General features: G+C 59.8%; 16 protein-coding genes. 2 read left to right on the plus strand and 14 right to left on the minus strand.

Going from position 1 to position 17814, the window contains the following annotated elements; genetic code table 11:
- Positions 1-82: 82 nt before the first annotated feature.
- The 14 genes from DZC52_RS04490 to DZC52_RS15940 form a co-directional block, all read right to left on the minus strand.
- Entirely contained in the window at positions 83-1012 is a 930-nt protein-coding gene (locus DZC52_RS04490) for a DMT family transporter (protein WP_116649924.1), read from the minus strand.
- Between the two features lie 142 nt (positions 1013-1154).
- Positions 1155-1820, minus strand: a complete 666-nt coding sequence (locus DZC52_RS04495) for a methyltransferase family protein (protein ID WP_116649948.1) — start codon at positions 1818-1820, stop codon at positions 1155-1157.
- On the minus strand, positions 1810-2085 hold the full coding sequence (locus DZC52_RS04500; RefSeq protein ID WP_116649925.1) for a DUF2933 domain-containing protein: 276 nt from the start codon (positions 2083-2085) through the stop codon (positions 1810-1812). Before DZC52_RS04500 ends, DZC52_RS04495 begins: the two co-directional genes overlap by 11 nt.
- Positions 2086-2101: 16 nt before the next feature.
- A complete protein-coding gene (locus DZC52_RS04505) occupies positions 2102-4042 on the minus strand; it encodes a copper-translocating P-type ATPase (protein ID WP_116649926.1) in 1941 nt (646 codons plus the stop codon).
- A 194-nt stretch (positions 4043-4236) separates the two neighbouring features.
- A complete protein-coding gene (locus DZC52_RS04510) occupies positions 4237-4716 on the minus strand; it encodes a hypothetical protein (RefSeq protein WP_116649927.1) in 480 nt (159 codons plus the stop codon).
- Between the two features lie 3 nt (positions 4717-4719).
- Positions 4720-5040 (minus strand): P-II family nitrogen regulator, encoded by a 321-nt coding sequence (locus tag DZC52_RS04515; protein WP_116649928.1) that lies wholly within the window; start codon positions 5038-5040, stop codon positions 4720-4722.
- Between the two features lie 3 nt (positions 5041-5043).
- Positions 5044-5547, minus strand: coding sequence for a DUF411 domain-containing protein (locus tag DZC52_RS04520; RefSeq protein ID WP_220338267.1), 504 nt, complete (start codon positions 5545-5547; stop codon positions 5044-5046).
- Positions 5537-6643: a c-type cytochrome gene (locus tag DZC52_RS04525; RefSeq protein ID WP_116649930.1), complete on the minus strand. Its 1107-nt coding sequence runs from the start codon at positions 6641-6643 to the stop codon at positions 5537-5539. Before DZC52_RS04525 ends, DZC52_RS04520 begins: the two co-directional genes overlap by 11 nt.
- A gap of 34 nt (positions 6644-6677) precedes the next feature.
- On the minus strand, positions 6678-6980 hold the full coding sequence (locus DZC52_RS04530) for a hypothetical protein (RefSeq protein ID WP_220338268.1): 303 nt from the start codon (positions 6978-6980) through the stop codon (positions 6678-6680).
- Between the two features lie 30 nt (positions 6981-7010).
- Complete coding sequence (locus DZC52_RS04535) at positions 7011-10142, minus strand: efflux RND transporter permease subunit (protein ID WP_116649931.1); 3132 nt, start codon at positions 10140-10142, stop codon at positions 7011-7013.
- On the minus strand, positions 10139-11536 hold the full coding sequence (locus tag DZC52_RS04540; RefSeq protein WP_342766685.1) for an efflux RND transporter periplasmic adaptor subunit: 1398 nt from the start codon (positions 11534-11536) through the stop codon (positions 10139-10141). The genes DZC52_RS04535 and DZC52_RS04540 overlap by 4 nt, the downstream gene beginning before the upstream one ends.
- A gap of 17 nt (positions 11537-11553) precedes the next feature.
- Positions 11554-12888: a TolC family protein gene (locus DZC52_RS04545; protein ID WP_116649933.1), complete on the minus strand. Its 1335-nt coding sequence runs from the start codon at positions 12886-12888 to the stop codon at positions 11554-11556.
- Between the two features lie 1018 nt (positions 12889-13906).
- Complete coding sequence (locus DZC52_RS04550; protein WP_116649934.1) at positions 13907-14185, minus strand: hypothetical protein; 279 nt, start codon at positions 14183-14185, stop codon at positions 13907-13909.
- A 10-nt stretch (positions 14186-14195) separates the two neighbouring features.
- On the minus strand, positions 14196-14459 hold the full coding sequence (locus tag DZC52_RS15940) for a leucine zipper domain-containing protein (protein ID WP_116649935.1): 264 nt from the start codon (positions 14457-14459) through the stop codon (positions 14196-14198).
- A 467-nt stretch (positions 14460-14926) separates the two neighbouring features.
- Here DZC52_RS15940 and DZC52_RS04560 point away from each other — a divergent pair, with 467 nt between their 5' ends.
- Both DZC52_RS04560 and DZC52_RS04570 read left to right on the plus strand, forming a co-directional pair.
- Positions 14927-16279, plus strand: a complete 1353-nt coding sequence (locus DZC52_RS04560; protein WP_116649936.1) for an APC family permease — start codon at positions 14927-14929, stop codon at positions 16277-16279.
- Positions 16280-16910: 631 nt separating this feature from the next.
- Positions 16911-17714 carry a tyrosine-type recombinase/integrase gene (locus DZC52_RS04570; RefSeq protein WP_181918780.1) on the plus strand — a complete coding sequence of 268 codons (804 nt, stop codon included), beginning with the start codon at positions 16911-16913 and terminating at the stop codon, positions 17712-17714.
- The last annotated feature ends 100 nt before the right edge of the window (positions 17715-17814 follow it).

Here is a 17814-nt window from a genome sequence, read left to right on the forward strand (position 1 = left end):
GGCATGTGGCCTGCGTGTGCGGAGCCTGAATGACTATCCATATTTGCGTCCTCTCATCTGACTGAAGTTGATAGCTAAGATGTCAACCATCGCCACTGTCTCGAATCTCATCGGCCCGTGTTCCCTTCGCGCCCCACCATTGCATGACCGCGATGCCAAGCAGGATTACCGCAATCCCGGCGAGCTGCAGGAGGGACAATGCTTCTTCGAAGAAGGTCTTTCCGATCAGTAAACCGAAAGCCGGTGTCAAGAAGCTGAAGATGTTGAGCCGGTTCAGGGGATAGCGCTGCAAGAGCGCGTACCACAAAAGCACCATCATTGCCGTGGCGAGCGACGAGAGCACCGTCAGCGACACCACCAAGCCGAGGCTCCACTGTATGTGCCAGGTCTCCTGACGGAGTAGGGACAGGGCGAGCAGAAATGCACTGCCGAACAGCAACTGAAGGCCCATCGGTCTGAGGATTTCTGTGCCTGCGAAGCGTTTCAGCAGTATGTTGCCGGATGCGGTGCCCAAGACTCCGACGAGGATCCATGCCATGCCGGCCAGGTATCGATGCCCGCCGAGCCAAAGAGCCTCGCTCCCGACCATTGTGACGCCGATAAAGCCGAGAATCATCCCGATCTGAACCCTTCGCGTCAGCGGCTCTTCCAGCCAGATGGCTGCCATCAGCGCAGCCACAAGCGGTTGGCTTCCCGCGAGCACCGTTGCAAGTCCCGGTGATACGCTGCCGCCGCCCAAGAACATTCCGCCGAAACCCATCGCGGTGAAGGTAAGGCCTATACCAGCCAGATGGAGCAAATTGCTCGGATTGGCCGTTGTTTTGGGTTGGGGAGGTCGCCGGAGAATGGTCGGAATCGCCAACAAGAGCAGCCCGGCGAAAAGCGCTCGCAGCGCGGCGAAAAGGAGCGGCGGCGCATCGGCCAGTCCGACGGTGATGAAGGGAAAGCAAATTGCCCACAGCAGCGCAACGACCGGCGCCCACACAAAGATGGAAAGCCGGCAACCCGTCATGTCTGATACCGGGAGTCATCCTGATCGCAATCATATCCATTGAATTCGCATAAGTCGCCACCGAGCAGCCAGCCGCAGACGGGATGACGAAACGGCGAAATCAAGCCCGTCATGGTGTCGTTCGCGCTGTAGAAGGATACGTTCACGACTTCCCATCCTCCTCACCGAATTTTCCGCGGAGAGAAGGGATGAAGCGTGGCGTGGCACTCGCGTAGCGTCGCCAGTCATTCCCGAAACGTGCTTCGCTCTCCCTCTCCTCGCTGATCGCCAAATGCAGGTACATCCAGGTCAACACCGGAAACATGACCAGCGTGAGCAGCGTCGGCCACTGCAACAGAAAGCCGAACATGATTGAAATGAAGCCGACATACTGCGGATGGCGCACATGCCGGTAGAGGCCTTCGGTTGCCAGGCGACCTTCTCGCTGTGCTCGATAGAGTTCCCGCCAGCCAGCGGCAATCAACCAGAATCCGAGACCGATGAAGGCAAAGCTGGCCAGGTGGAAGGGCCCGAAATGTGGATTGCCCTGCCAACCGAACAACATTTCGAGCAGGTGCCCGGCGTCGTGTGACAACCAGTCGATTCCTGGAAACCGTGACTGTAGCCATCCTGATAGGAGATAGATAGTCAGCGGAAAGCCGTACATTTCCGCAAAAAGAGCCACGAGAAAGGCACTGAAGGCGCTGAAACTCCGCCAGTCCCGCTTCGACTGTGGTTTGAAGAAGCTCAGGGCGAAGAGTATGAAAACTGCGGAATTGAGGACAACAAGACCCCATAGACCGTACGCCTGAATGGTTTCATGGTTCATGACGGTTGCCTCCACGCTGATCCGCATCACCGTGCGGTTGGTGTCCCGAATGGCTGCCGTGGCCCTTGTGCATGAAAATATGCAGGAAGGGACACGCCAGCAAGATCAGAAAGGGCAGCAGTCCAAGCAGGTGTGTGCGGTGCTCCCCTAGCAGCAGCAGCAACGCGAAGGCTCCGAATCCGCAGAGCACGATCCAGTATGTCCAGTTCACGGAGCGATTCGGCTGCCCATGATCGGAATGATTGTCTCGGTGGTTGTGGTCCATGAGCTCTTCCTCGTTGCTATAGTTGCGCCCGTTTGAGCAGTTGCGCGTTGATCGCGACTATGATTGTGCTGGCGGACATGAGCACGGCGCCCAGCGCAGGTGTCAGCAGGATGCCCCACGCTGCGAGCACGCCGGCAGCCAGCGGTATGGCAAAGATGTTGTATCCCGCTGCCCACCAGAGGTTCTGGATCATCTTGTTGTAGGTTGCGCGCGAGAGCGAAACAATGCGTGGGATGTCACGGGGGTCGGAGCGCACCAGCACGATGTGCCCGGCTTCGACAGCCACATCCGTCCCGGCGCCAATGGCGATTCCAATGTCGGAAGTGGCCAGAGCCGGGGCGTCGTTGACGCCGTCACCCACCATGGCCACGCGCTTTCCCTGCGCCTGCAGCTCGCGTACCTTGGTTGCCTTGTCTTCAGGCAAGACCTCGGCGAAGACGGTGTCGATGCCCAGCGCTTGGCCGACGGCATCGGCAACAGCCAGCGAATCTCCGGTCAGCATGGCCACCTCGATGCCGCGGGCATGCAGATCGTCGACGGCCTCGCGACTCTCTTCTCGAATGGCGTCGGCAACGGCAAATACGGCGATGGCCTGGCCCTCTGTCACGAGAAAGATGGCGGCCTGACCGCGTTCGGCACTGGCATCGGCTGTCTTGCTAAGGGCTTCCGGGATAGTGGCCTCTTCGGAGCGGAGTAGGGCTGCTCCACCCATGAGGTAGTCCTTCCCCTGAAGACTCGCGGCAACGCCTCGGCCCGTGATGTTTCGGAAGCTGTCGGGTGAGTCGTAGCGAATTGCCTTGTCGTCGGCGGTCTTGACGATGCCGCGGGCAATTGGATGCTCGGATTCCGATTCAATGGAGGCAGCGATTCGAAGCGCTTCGTCGTCGGAAAGTTCGTCAGCTGTTGCCATGTCCACAACACGAAATTCGCCGAGCGTCAGCGTTCCGGTCTTGTCAAACACGACTACGTCGAGATTACGTGCTTCCTCCAGCCCCCGCCGATCGCGGATGAGAAGCCCTCCGCGGGCACCTAGGGTGGTTGAAATAGCCACTACCAATGGCACTGCCAGACCGAGCGCATGCGGGCAGGCGATGACCAGCACCGTCACGACGCGGATGACCGTAAAGTCGACAGGCGCGCCAAGAGCGAACCAGACCAGCAGTGTGAGGGTCGCGGCGGCAATCGCGGCATAGGTGAGAAACTGGGCGGCGCGGTCGGCAAGGTTCTGCATCCGGGAACGAGATTTCTGGGCATCGGCGACCAGGCGCATGATCCCGGAGAGTTTTGTTTTGTCGCCGGTTCCGGTCACATTGACTTGCAGGGAGCCCTCGCCGTTGATCGTTCCGGCGATGACCTCCGATTCTGCGGCCTTCTTGAGCGGTCGAGACTCCCCGGTTACCATCGATTCATTCACCGAGGATTCGCCTTTCTTGACCACCCCGTCTGCAGGGACCTTTTCGCCGGGCCGGATGAGCACCAGGTCACCTTCTTCGAGGTCGGAAACCGCAACACGCTCCTCACCCGACCCCGTGATCCGCGTCGCCTCGTCGGGCAGAAGCTTCGCCAGTTCCCGTAGCGCACCGCTCGCCTGTGAAATCGAGCGCATTTCGATCCAGTGGCCCAGCAGCATGATGGTGACCAGTGTCGCGAGTTCCCACCAGAGCGCCTCTGCGGAAATGATGTTGAGCTGGACCACCCAGGAAAAGAGAAAAGCCACTACGATGGCCAGCGAAATCAAGGCCATCATGCCGGGCAGACCAGCGCGCAGCTCTCTAATGGCCCCCTGTATGAAGACCCAGCCCCCATAGAGAAACACGAACGTGGCCAGTAGCGGGGGGATCCAGATCGATCCCGGGAATGTTACTGCGGTATAACCCAGCAATCCCTCGATGTGATCGGACCAATACACCACCGGCAGTGTCAGGGCGAATGAAAGCCAGAACTTGTCGCGGAACATGGCTGGGGAGTGCCCCGAATGCTTGTCGTGCGACTCATGGCCTGAAGTATTTCCATGGGCCCCGTGTTCGTGCCCGGAATGGTCGTGTGAGTGTGAGCGTTCTTTTTTCATCTTCCTTGATCCTTACGAGTCAATGTCGTCCCGATCGGCGAGCCTCTGGCAGATGAGGTACAGACGGGAATTGGAGGACTGCTTCATGATTCAACCGAAGCCTTGGGCCGATTCCGCACGTTTGTGCGAACGGCTCCCAGCGAATATCGGTAGGCGACGAGCGGTATGACAATCCACTGGAGGAGCGGGGTCAGGCCCGTGCCAATCGGCGGCACTGTCGGCATGATGTCGCGGTAGGCCCAGGACTGTCTCAATTCCACGTTGAGCCATTCGCTGAACACGGTGTAGATCAGCCCCAGGAGTATCATGACAACAGCCACTCGGACGCGCCGCTTGTGCGGCCAATGGGCGCCGCCGGCGAAGACAACGGCGAGCGCCAGGGCGGCCATGCCGATGAGCGCATCGCCGATCGTGCAATGTATCGCTGCAAAAGCAATATGGCCTGCCGTGCCGGTCTGCCACAGCGTGTAGAAAGGCATGTGGGCAAATTCCCACAGCAGGCTCGCCGATGTCAGTACTGCCAGGTAGCGTATGCCGAATTGCAAGCTCGTTCCGAGGTTCAAGAGTCAGTCCTCACCGCTCTGGAAACCATCCCGGGTCTTGATTCGGATGACCTCATCGACGGGCTCGATGGCTACGATGCCATCGCCGGCCTGCCCGGTGTGAGCCGAGTCGACGATCAGATCCGCGATCTCTCTTGCCCTTGAGGTGAATATCTCCAGGCGTGCGTAGCGATGCGTCCAGTCGTCGCGGAAGTAATTCCGGTAAGCGCCGTAGCCCCTCACGCGGCTGATGGTGAGGCCGCTGACGCCGGCATTCTTAAGCGCCTCTTCCACCAGCTCCAGGGCGCTGACGCGAATGATGGCTTCGATCTTTTGCGTGGTCATTGGTCACTCCCGCTCTATGGCTTCGTAATGAGTGAACACTGAGGTGTCGCCGTCTTCGTGAAACTGGATGACGTCGTAGGCCATACGGCGGTCGCCCATCTCCATCCCGGGAGAGCCCAGGGGCATGCCGGGCACGCTCAGGCCCCGGGCATCAGGCTGTTCCGCCAGCAAACGCTTCACGTCCCCGGCCGGAACGTGGCCCTCGATCACATAGTCGCCAACCACCGCTGTATGGCAGGAGGGCAGGTTGCGCGGTACGCCCAGATCCCGTTTCATACGATTCATGTCGCGCGTCGGGACGGCTTCCACGGCGAATCCATTGACACGCATATGGTCAATCCATTTACTGCAGCAGCCGCAATCGGGGTCGTGGTAAACGGTCATATTCGGGGCTGACGAGGTGCTCTCGGTCGGCGCCATTTCCTCGGGCGACTGGGCCTGACAGGCGGCGATCAGGGCCGCCGCCGCAAGAAGCAGCCCGGCGCGTACTATGCGTTCAGTGGTCATGGTCATTTTCTCCGGAGGCGTGCTGGTGGTCGGGGGCTTCGGGTTGATCGGTAACGTCGTTCTTGCCGCACGGGCGACTGTTCCAAGCGATTTGGCTGATTCGCCAGCCTTTCTCGGTTTCGATCAGCGTCGCGAATTCCGAACTTTCCAAGTCGAGGGGTTGACCGTCGATTGTCCCGGTGAAGCGCGAGCGCGTTTCGACCGTTGCCTGGCCGCCGGCAGACTGGACGGTGCGCGATAATTGCTCGATCTCGATCTGACCCAGAAATGCCATATCACTTGCAAGGTGGCCGGCACGGTATTCGTCGATGGTCTGGATGTGACCGCCTTCCACGATGGTCACCCGGGGGTGCAGGTAGGCAAGCGCGGCTTCGGCGCGACCCTCGGCAAGGGCGTGGTGAAAGCCCTCGATCGCGGACTCGGGGCTGTCGGCGCCCATTTCGTGCCGATGGTCGCCTTCGCCCGACATGGCTTCGGACGCTTTCGAAATCATGTCCGAGTCATCGTGGTGACCAGTGTCTTCGCTGGCGGCGTCATCATGGTGATCGTCCGAGTCCTCGCCATGATCGTGACCCCCGTCGTTGCCGTGATCGTGCGAGGCATCGGCGGTCAGTGCTTCGTATTCGGCGACATCCATGTCCGGCAGCGCCCGAACGAAGGCGACGGCATCCCAGTTCTCCTGGTCACTGTGATCCAAGTGACTGGGCATGGCGGTCATCTTCAGGCCGTTCTTGATAGTCCAGAAGGCCTCGGCCGGATCCACTCGGTGGCGGTAAAGCGCTGGCGGAGCGGGGTCGAACACATCGGCCGGTTCCTCACCGGGCTTGCCGTGACAATCAACGCACATGCTCTTGTAGTGGCCGGCACCGGCAGCAATCCGTTCGGGCGATTCGAGATCACTGGGCACCACCAGGTCGGCCGCGCGGACCGCTACGGAACGCTCGCGAACGGTTTCGAGCACCCACGCTACCGGGGCAGTATGACCGGAGCCGACGGACACTGGATAGAGGCCGCTCCAGGCGAAGGCGAGTACGCCCAGTCCCGCCAGAATTCCGACGGCGACCAGGGTCTTGATCACGGTTGTCAGGTTTTTCATGTCCTGGTTTCCTTCTTTGGTGAAGTCATGAGTTCTATTCTGACGAAGAATTGTGCCGAGACGTCGTCCAGAATTTCAGAGGCACATAGACGCCGGCGATATACCACCCATAAAGGTAGGCGCCGATTGCGCCGGCGACGAAGCCCTTGAGCGTCAGCCATTCGAAGCCGGGCAGAAGCGGCGCCCAGGCTTCGTGCATGTGAAAAACACTGGGCGTGATAAGGCCAAATCCGATGCACAACAAGTAGCTCACTAGCAGGAACAGCGACAGTGCATGGGCGGTGGCAACAAGCTGATCCTTGAGCGATGTTCGAGACGTTTCTTCAAAGCGCTTCATGGCGTTCTCCTTGAGAAGTTGAGGTCCGATTTAAGCCCGTCTGACCGAGATAGATTTCCAGAGGTAGTAAATCACCGGAACGACCAAAAGGGTGAGGACCGTGACACTGACCATGCCGCCGACCATGGGTGCGGCGATGCGACGCATGATCTCCGATCCGGTGCCGTGGCCGAGCATGATCGGAAGTAAACCGGCGATGATCACCGCAACAGTCATCATGATCGGGCGAACGCGAAGTAGTGCGCCGTCGGTAACCGCGTGCATGACATCGGCTTTGCGAAGCGACCGACTTTCCTCGGCAATCTGGCTACGTTTTAGCGCCAGGGCCTGATCGAGATAGACGATCATCAGAACACCAATCTCCACAGCCACGCCGGCTAGTGCGATCATTCCGGCGCCGACGGCAACCGACATGTTGTAGCCCAGCAGATACAAAAGCCAATAGCTCCCGACCAATGAAAGGGGCAGAGTGCCTAGAATGATGAGTACGGAGACGGGGTTGCGGAAGTTCATGAACAGCAGCAACACGATGATGCCGATGGCTGCGGGCACGACCAGCTTGAGCTTGTCGGCAGCGCGCTGCATGAACTCGTATTGCCCCGACCAACCCAGGGAATACCCTGGAGGCAGGTCGACTTGTTCGGAGACAGCCTCTTTAGCTCGCTGTACGTAGCCGCCGAGATCCGGGTCGTTGACGTCAATATAAATCCAGCCGTTGAGCCGTGCATTCTCAGTGCGAATCACGCCCGGTCCGGTCTCGACCTGGAGATCCGCCACGGCCGACAGGGGGATCTGCTCCCCACGCTGCGTGACGATAGTCAGATCACGCAGTTCGTCGACTGACTCGCGCTTGTGGCGCGGATAGCGGATATTGATCGGATAGCGCTCGAGGCCTTCGACGCTCTGGCTGATGGTCATGCCGCCCACGGCCGAACGCACGATTTCGTGCACGTCGCGGATGTTGAGGCCGAAGCGCGCTGCTTCCTCGCGCTTGACGTCAACGGTGACGTAGCGCCCGCCAGTGACGCGGTCGGCATAGACTGACGCCGTCCCCGGTACGTCTTCGATGACACGCTCGATTTCCGAGCCGATCTCGTTAATCACTTCCAGATCCGGTCCGGCCACCTTCACGCCCACCGGCGTTTTGATGCCGGTCGCCAGCATGTCGATGCGGTTCTTGATCGGCATGATCCAGGTGTTGGTCAGGCTAGGAACCTGGACCAGGCTGTCAAGCTCGGCCTTGAGCTTGTCCATGGTCATGCCTTCCCGCCATTCCGAACGGGGTTTGAGCCGGATTGTTGTCTCGACCATGGTCAACGGGGCCGGATCGGTGGCAGTGTCGGCTCTCCCCGCCTTTGCGTAGGCCGTCTCGACCTCGGGCACGGACATGATCAGGCGATTGGTCTGGCCGAGGATCTCCGCCATCTTGCCGGCAGACGCTGCGGGATAAGCGCTGGGCATATAGAGCAGGTCGCCTTCGTCGAGCTCAGGCATGAATTCGCTGCCGATCCGGCTGTAGGGCAGCCAGGCGCTGGCCAGGATAGCCAAGGTGACCACAACAGTGGCGATCGGAAACCGCAGTGCTGTAGCCAGCACTGGACGGTAGATCCAGGTCAGGAATCGGTTGATCGGGTTCCTGTGCTCGGGCGTGATCCGGCCCCGGATGAGGTAGCCCATCAGCACTGGCACAAGCGTGATGGCGAGGCCGGCCGCCGCGGCCATGGCGTAGGTCTTGGTGAAGGCCAGCGGTTTGAACATCCGCCCTTCCTGCGCCTCGAGCGCGAAGATCGGGACGAAGCTCAGCGCGATGATCAGAAGCGAGAAGAACAGCGCGGGGCCGACCTCTACGGCCGCGTCGGCCAGCGCGTTCCAGCGCGCTTCGCCCTCCAGGGAATCGCCGTGGTGTTCCAGATGCTTGTGGTAGTTTTCGATCATCACGATGGCCGCATCCACCATCGCGCCGATGGCGATGGCAATGCCGCCCAGGGACATGATATTGGCGTTGATGCCCTGGAGCTGCATGATGATGAAGGCCGAAAGGATGCCCAGCGGCAGGCTGAGCACGATGACCAGCGACGAACGGAAGTGGAATAGAAAGAGCAGGCAGACCAGCGCGACTACGATGAATTCCTCAAGCAGCTTCTCGCGAAGCGTATCGACCGCTCGGCCGATCAGCGAAGAGCGGTCGTAAGTCTCGACGACTTCGACGCCTTCAGGCAGCCCCTCCTTGAGCTCTTCGAGTTTGTCCTTGACTCGCTCGATGGTTGCCATTGCGTTCTCTCCGAAACGCATCACGATCACGCCACCGACGGCTTCGCCCTGGCCATTGAGTTCACCGACACCGCGCCTGAGCTCTGGCCCGAACTGGACGCGGGCGATATCGCGGATGCGAATGGGGACGCCGTCTTCAGTCGTGCGAACCGGAATCGCCTCGAGATCTTCAAGCGAGTCCACGTAGCCGGTCGCACGAATCATGTACTCGGCCTCGGCCATCTCGATGACTCGCCCGCCGGTTTCCATGTTGCCGTTCTGGATCGCTTCGCGAACCTTCGACAAGGGAATGTTGTACGCCTGCAGTTTGTCGGGATCGACGACGACCTGGTACTGACGGACCATGCCGCCGATTGACGCTACCTCGGAAACGCCTTCGACAGTCTGGAGTTCGTATTTCAGAAACCAGTCCTGCAGGGATCTAAGGTCGGCAAGATCGTGTTGTCCGGTACGGTCCACCAGCGCATACTGATAGACCCACCCCACGCCGGTTGCATCCGGCCCGAGTGCCGGACGGGCGTCCGGGGGCAGGGTAGGCGCCACTTGGCTCAGGTACTCGAGAACCCGCGAGCGCGCCCAGTAAAGGTCCGTGCCATCCTCGAAGATGACGTAGACGAAGGAATCGTTGAAGAACGAGTACCCGCGTACCGTGGTGGCCCCCGGAACCGAGAGCATTGCCGTGGTCAGCGGGTAGGTGACTTGGTCCTCGACCACCTGCGGTGCCTGTCCGGGGTAGGTGGTCTTGACGATTACCTGGACGTCGGAGAGGTCGGGAATGGCGTCTAGCGGCGTGCGGAACATGGCAATCGTGCCCCAGGCGGCGAGCAGGCCCGCGAGCATCAGGACGAGAAAGCGGTTCCTGATGGACCAGCGAATGATGGCTCCGATCATGACCGGTCTCCCTTGGAGTCGGTTTCATCGCCCGCCGAGGTTTGGGTGTCGCCGTTGCTACCGGACTCTTGGCGTACTTCTTCATGATTCATGCCTTCATGCTTCATGGAGCCGTTGTCCTCGCCGCCGCGATCCATCTCGCTGTGGTCCATTTCAGCGTGGTCCATCTCACCGTGATCCATGGCCGGGGTTTCTGCCGCCTCGTCCGCCATTCGGATCAGGCTGGCGTCCACGCTCGCCTCGGAATCGATCAGGAACTGGCCGGAAACGACGATGCGTTCTCCTTCTTTCAGTCCCGTAAGAATTTCGGTCATGCCGTCCGCCTCGAGGCCGGTTTCAACCTGTGCCGGCCGGAATCGCCCATCGGGCAACGCCAGAATGACGCGTTTGCCCCTGCCGGTGCGGATGATCGACTGGGTGGGAACGGCGAGCGCTTCGCGGTGCGGGTCGGCTGCGATTTCCACGCTGGCGTACATATTGGGCTTCAGCGCGAGGTCCGGATTGTCGTAGGCCAGGCGAACCTGGCCGGTTCGCGTCTCAGCACGCATGCTCGGATAGACATAGTCGACTTCTCCGACCCACTCGCGATCCGTGGCGGAGAATGGCAGATTCATCGAAGCTTGTTGCCCAGTCTTGACCCAGGCAATCTGGCCTTCGAACAGATCGACTACCACCCAAACTCGGGACAGGTCGGCGATGCTCATGATGGTCGCGCCAGGCTGGACATACATGCCTTGGCGCACGTTGAGATCGGTGATGTACCCGTTCCGCGCCGCCTTCACCGTGAATAGCCGCGAAGAACTGCCTCGCTGCCGGAGTGATTCAACCTGCTCGTCGGACATGCCCAGGGCGTGCAGGCGAATGCGGGCGGCCCGAAGCAAGGACTGGTTGCCAGTCCGGCTGGCCTGGAGGTACTCCTCCTGCGCGCTCACCAGCGCCGGAGAGTAGATCTCGAACAGGGCTTGACCGGCTGCTACCTGGTCTCCCCGGGTTTCGACGTGCAGTTCTTCGATCCAGCCGTCGGTGCGAACGTGCACATGGGAGATGCGCCCCTCGTCGGGTGTGACAAGGCCGACAGTCTCGATCTCGCGATTCATGTCACGGCGTTCAACGGGCGCCACCTTGACGCCAATGTTGTTGATGACCGTCGGATTGATCCGGATCGAGGGTTCCTGCCCGCTGTCTTGCCCGGCTTCATCGGCATAAACGGGGACCAGGTCCATGCCCATCGGGGATTTGCCGGGCTCATCGCGCCGGTAATTGGCATCCATGGGGGCGACCCAGTAGAGGATCTCGCGCTCGGCCTTCTCCGCTTGCTCCGAGTCGCCGGTCGTGGTTCCGGCAAGGAACCAGGCGGCCGTGAAGCCGGCTGCAGCAGCCATAAGGGTTATCATGATGATTTGTAGCTTGTTCAAGACTGTTCTCCTACCAGGTAGGTGATACGGGCCCAGGCCTTGCCGGCCCGGGCGGCCAGTTCGGCCTGTTTGATCTGCACGTCCAGAGCGGCCAGCTGGCTGCGAATGAGCTCAGCGAAGTCGGTCTGTCCGTTGGCGTAGGTCGTGATGGAGGCTTCAACGGTCTGTTCGGCGCGCTGGTTCACCACTTGCTCGTAAAGGGCTATCCGTTCCTGATAGCGCAGCCAGTCGCTCAGGGCCTCGTCCAATTGCCTGCGCAAATCACGTAGACGATTGTCGAGCTCAAACTGCGCAGCGCGGCTGCGTTGGACGGCCGCTTCGTGCCGCTTGTCTTGCCGCTGGCCGGTAAACAGCGGCACTGTCAGGCTCACGCCGATGCTGGCAAGGTCCGGCCGTTCGGAACGAAAGCCATACCCCGCTTCGACGGCAAGCTTCGGCTTGTAGGCCTGCCGGGCCAGCTCGATGCCTTGGTCGGCGGCTTCCGCCAGGGATTGTCGGGCCGTAATCTCCGGGTGATCGACCAGATGACGTTCGAGTTGATCGAGTTGAGTTGAACCAAGCTCGAATTCTGGTAGGCCGTCTGGAACACGGCGATAGGCCTCGCTGCCGATATAGCGCGCCAAGGCGGCGCGGGCGTTTTCGGCCATGCGACGGTGCTCCGCGATCCGATCCTCGAGCAATGAGAGTTCGAGTTCCGAGCGCAATAGGCTCTGGGCGTTCAGCCCCCCGGTCGCGAAGCGTGATTGCAGTGATTCGATCTGCTGTTCGATGCGGCCGCGGCTCTGCTGCAGGACATCGACGGCCCGTCGCTGCCACGCCAGTTCCAGCCAGGCCGTTCGCGTTTCCAGGGCGATGCGGCGCAGAGCTTCGTCGCGGCGGGCTCGTTCGGCTTCAGCTTCGGCATTGCGTTGGCGGCCCCGAACATCCAGCGTCCGGCCAGCGGGAAACTCCTGGCGTAATCCAAGTCGTAGAGCCTGGGTCATTCCTTCCTGGTCGAGGCTGAATGTGTCTACAGGGACATTCATCACCTGGGCCGAAACCATGGGATCAGGTAGCTGGGAGTCGGCCACGGCCTCACTGTCGAGGGCTTGGGCGCGAACGGAGAATCGCGTCACCGAAGGATCGGCGGCGCTGGTGGCTAAAGCCACAGCAGCTTCAATCGTCAGGTCGTTCTCCGCTGACGTTGTTGCGGCGAAATCCTGCTCGGGCTGCTTGTCGGCAGGCGCGGCCGGCGAGGCCGCAGCTGACACCATTAGCAGCAGAAGTGCGCAACAAGAAAGCCAGGGCCAGCGGACCTGCGGCATCGACATCGCGAGGGTGCCATTGGACATGGTGAACCTCTCTTCGGGTTGTATGGAGCGTGGTAAGGAATTAGCTGGCGATCAGCGATTCCTGCCGGTCACTGAGGCAGGAATAAACCGCCGTGAAAAACTCGAAGAGATTACGCCTGGGGAGGGCGCAGGGGGGTATCGATGGTATTGCGAGGCGCGCGGGAATCGATGCTGGTTGTCGCTGCATCAGCCGGCAGGTGTCGGGATGCCGACAGGCGAGTGGGCACAACAAGCGTCAGAGCTGGACATGCGCAATCGCAGTCGTCGTGTTGGCATTCCTGATCTTCCACACAGCAATTGCGGTGATTCATGCTTGAGCTGTTGTCGTCGGACGCTGCATCAAGCGGGTTGTGGCAAACATCCGAAGCAGTTTCTTCGGACGAATCGGTTACAACTGAGGCAACTGGAGAGGGCATGCTGCTGGCGGATCCATGCGTCATATCTGATGCCCATGGCGCAACGCTGCTGGCCACCAGAGCGATGGCTAGCGCGTAGCGGAGCAATATGGTGAACGCAACATGCATCTTTCGAGTTTATCAGGATCCGATTCGAAATAAAAGTGTCAATCTGCGACCGTCTGCCGGCTGGACGCTTGAATGGGGCCTGTTCGGTGCGGTTTTAGTCCTCGATTGCCGAGAATACTGCACATCAGACCTCGCTCGCTCCGGCAAAGTTCCATGTCCTAAAAGAGCACTTGCCCGGAGAGTGACTGCTGTGTTCCTGTGCCATTGCTCAGCGTGGTTGCTCATGCCCTAAAGCCTCGTGAGGCGGAAATGCGGCGGTCTGGCTTCGGGCTCTGGGTTGACAGTTGCTTTCGGGGTTCGCCAGCTCCCTTGCAGGTAACCGAAGCGGGGTGCATTTCGGCTGGTCGATATTCTTGAGGTGCCGGAATCTCGAATTGGCGAATGGGGCCTGTCATCGCAGAACTCGGGTCGCGGGAGCGCAAGCCGAAGTAACGCACCGTAGCGACCAGGGCTCGCCAAGCAGTGGCCGAAGTCTCATCAGGCCACATCTGGATCTAGGCGATTCGGCTGTGATCATCAATGGTGACGTGCGCATGCTCCCAGCCGATCCCTTTGGAGCCCTTGCGCGGCATCCCGGTCACCCGGTGCCCGGGCACGCGGAAGCGCGCCAGTTTCTTGATGTCAAGGTGCACCATCGCATCGGGATGTGGGTGCTCGTAGCGCTGCACGGGTGGCTTGGGATCGAGTTCCGAGAAGCGGTTGAGGCCATTGGCAACTGGAATCCGGGAGACAGTGAATAGGCTGACGCCCCCACGACTGGCGATCTCGTCCATCTTGAGCTTGTCATTGCGGCGCAGGCGGCAAATCCGCCTGATCACCACTCGGGGAACGGTGTGGGCTATTGCGAGGACGGCTTGAGCGATTCCCCAGGCCGCTCGGGCCTTCGGCCTTGTAGCGGGCCACCCAGCGAGCGACCGTCTTGGGATCGACGTGATAGGCGCCGGCTGCCCGCCGCTGGCTCCAATCTGAATCGATCACCAATTTGACCAATTCCTCTCGACTTCGCGGCGTTAACTTGGCATTCTGGTGCACGTCCACTCGGACCACCTTGACTTCATGATGAGCTCGACACCCATCAGTCTGTCTTGGACGGTCCGTGTGGGCAACCTACTGAGAGATCACAGCTAGGGCGGCTGCATTTCGGGACGAAGGGCTGAGCCGTTGCAAGGCTTTAGTCTATTCCCTTGTGGGTGGCTCGGTCCCCAGCCATGGTGACAAGCCAGCGCAGCCGGTGCCCGCTTGGGTGGCGCGAGTGCCCGATTGAAGCCACTTTACCAACAGTCGCGCCGGGGCGGAAGGCGCCGCCGCCCGGCCTGGACTTACTTGGTGGTAACAGTAAGAAGATGGCCGGGCGACCGGGATTCTTGAAGGTGGCACAGTGTCGGAATACCGACACACCGCCTTGCCGGTGTAGAATTCTCTAATGTAAGAACCAGTCCACCGAGTTGCTGAGCCCAAATGGGGCCAGAAATCTCAGAAGGCTGAAACTTTGGAGCAGACAAAGCGGAGGCTTCATGGCCGGGGAAGAAGATAGAAAAACGCATTACAGTGAGGGAAGTCTGACGTTGGCGGGAACTGTGATGCTGGGAACGGGCGTCATGATTGGCGCCGGCATTTTTGCGCTGACCGGGCAAATGGCCCAAATGACCGGCGTCCTGTTTCCCCTGGCATTCCTTGCGGCGGCTGTCATCGTTTCATTCAGCGCCTATTCCTATATTAAAATTTCCAATGCTTTCCCGTCTGCAGGCGGGATAGGAATGTATCTGCACAAGGCTTACGGTGACCACTTGCCAACGGCCTTCAATGCCTTGCTTATGTACTTTTCGATGGTGATCGCTCAAAGTTTTCTTGCCCGTACGTTTGGCTCGTACACCATGCAGCTCTTCGGTGGAGACGAGAGTGGTCGCATGGTTCCCATTCTTGGCGTGTCGCTGATATTGGCCGCCTTTTTGATCAATTTGTCCAGTAATCGGTGGATCCAGGGCGTGGCCTCGTTCATTGGGATCCTGAAAATCGGGGGCATCCTGATTTTCGGGCTCGTGGGTGTTTGGATTGCCGACAACATTGCCATGGACTTCTCAAGCCCGGGAGAGGCGGGAACCGTGGGTAATTTCCTGGGTGCGACTGCCCTCGGAATACTGGCATTTAAGGGCTTCACAACGATTACTAACAGTGGTTCAGAGGTCCAAGATCCGCATCGCAATGTGGGTCGCGCCATCGTAATCTCTATTGCGGCGTGCGTCGTGATCTACACCTTGGTCGGCTTTGCCGTTGCGAGCAATCTGTCTCTGGCCGAAATCATCGAGACCCGGGATTACTCCCTGGCGGCCGCTGCTCGGCCTGCGTTGGGTGAATATGCCGTTTGGTTTACGGTGGTCATTGCCATGATGGCTACCGCCGGCGGCATACTGGCCAGCATCTTTGCCGTCTCTCGCATGCTGGCCATGCTGACGGAGATGAAGTTGGTTCCTCACCGCCACTTCGGCATGCCGGGCAGTATTCAGAAGCACACCCTGGTCTACACCGTGGTTCTCGGGCTGGTCCTGACCGCATTCTTTGATCTGTCCCGCATTGCAGCGCTGGGTATCGTGTTTTACCTGATTATGGATGTTGCTATCCATTGGGGCGTCCTCCGCTACCTTCGTGAGGACGTCAAGGCAAGCGCATGGGTGCCAGCCACGGCCATTCTTCTCGATCTGGCCGTGCTCGGAGGCTTTGTCTGGGTCAAGCTGAACACCGATCCCTTTGTGATTGGTGTTGCTGTTGCCGCGATGATCGTCATAGCAATTACCGTGCAGATTTTCCTGAAGCGATCGGCGGCGGAAAGACATGTCGGTCATGATGAATCGGAATCACACGACCACTGACTTTGGGGGCAAGTGAACTAGATGGTCGAGCCGGGGGCTCCAGGTGAAGTCAAGCGTGTGGTGATTATTCTTTGAGAAATATGGGTGCGAACCCGCCGCCGCGCGTACGAAAATTGGTGGTCTGACCCCGATAGAGCCTGGCCGCGGCCAGGAGCAGGGCGCGATCATAGGTAAACAATCGCACGTCAACCTTGAGGGTTGTCCGCTCGCCATCGACCAAAACCACGCGCTCGGAGGGCGAAACGAAGGTTTGAGCGAAAAATGCTTTCTAGAATACGTTCAAACGTGCTTCTCGTAAGCTTGCTGTCCCGACACGCCTTTGCTGCCGTGGCCCGCTACAGGATTGAAAAACCACTGTCGTCGCTGTCGCCAAAGATCCTCCGCATTGCTCTCGCTGACTTGCACGGTGCGAGGAATACCATTGCGAATCATGCTTCGGATTGAATCCGAGGACGCAGACCCTGAACCTTCCATTCAAATAGAGGGGGACGTACTCCTTGAGAAGTCGGTCGGCGAGCGCAGCCTTGAGACCCGTCTTCATCAAGATCCCGCAGCGCACTATCTACTGTCACTCCGATCGGCAAGCAGCCGAAGAACCTAGGCGGCCCAGCTGCGGAAGTTAGCGAGATACTTGGGTGCAACTGATTGGCACCAAATCAATTGGGCAGGGCTAGGCTATGCCGGCGTCAACGCGCTGCTCGCGCGCTTGGCAGCGGATGCGCCATCGGCCGCCGGCTTCAACGCCGCTCGAGCGGCCCTTCGTGGCGTGTTTCACCAGGCGTTCCTTCTGGGCCAGGTCGGCCACGAAACACTGCTACGAGTGCAAAGCATCAAGGGCGAGCGCATCAGTCGCGATAAAGAGTCTTCGGGGCGGTACTTGAGTGCAGGGGAGCTGGAGGTGCTTTTTGCAAACTGTGATGACGAAACCCGTCGAGGCTCCCGGGATGCCGCCGTCATCGCCATCCTCGCTTTTACGGGCTTGCGGCGGGCGGAGGCTGCCGCGCTCGAGCTACGTGATGTGCAGCTCGGCGAGGACGTCGTTGTACGGTGGGGCAAGGGCCGTAAAGCCAGGCGAGTGCCGCTGATCGCGCCGACCACTCAAAGGATCCAGTCCTGGCTCCTGGCCAGGGGAACCGAACCCGGCGCGCTCTTTATTAGGCGGGTCAGCTGGAAAGATCGGGTGCTCGACCCAGGACTTAGCGACCAGGCGATCTACGACATTGTCCGGAATCGAAGCGGGGCATTTAAATGTTCACCACACGATCTGAGGCGAACGTTTGTGTCAAATCTCCTGGCTGCAAGCCAGGATTTGAGCGCGGCACGGCGCTTAGCCGGCCACTCCAGTACGGACACGACGGCAATTTATGATCGGCGAGCGGAAATCGCTGATCAGCAGGCAATGGAAAAACTGAACGCCGAAATGATCAGAGAGTAGGGCGATCCGCCGAAATTTGATGATCGGCTGCGAATGCGGGACTGTCCTGAGATTTGTGTAACTGCCCATTGATACGTACTGTAAATCAGGAGTTTATCAA

It is taken from the genome of Wenzhouxiangella sediminis, from assembly GCF_003410055.1.
GTDB lineage: Bacteria > Pseudomonadota > Gammaproteobacteria > Xanthomonadales > Wenzhouxiangellaceae > Wenzhouxiangella > Wenzhouxiangella sediminis.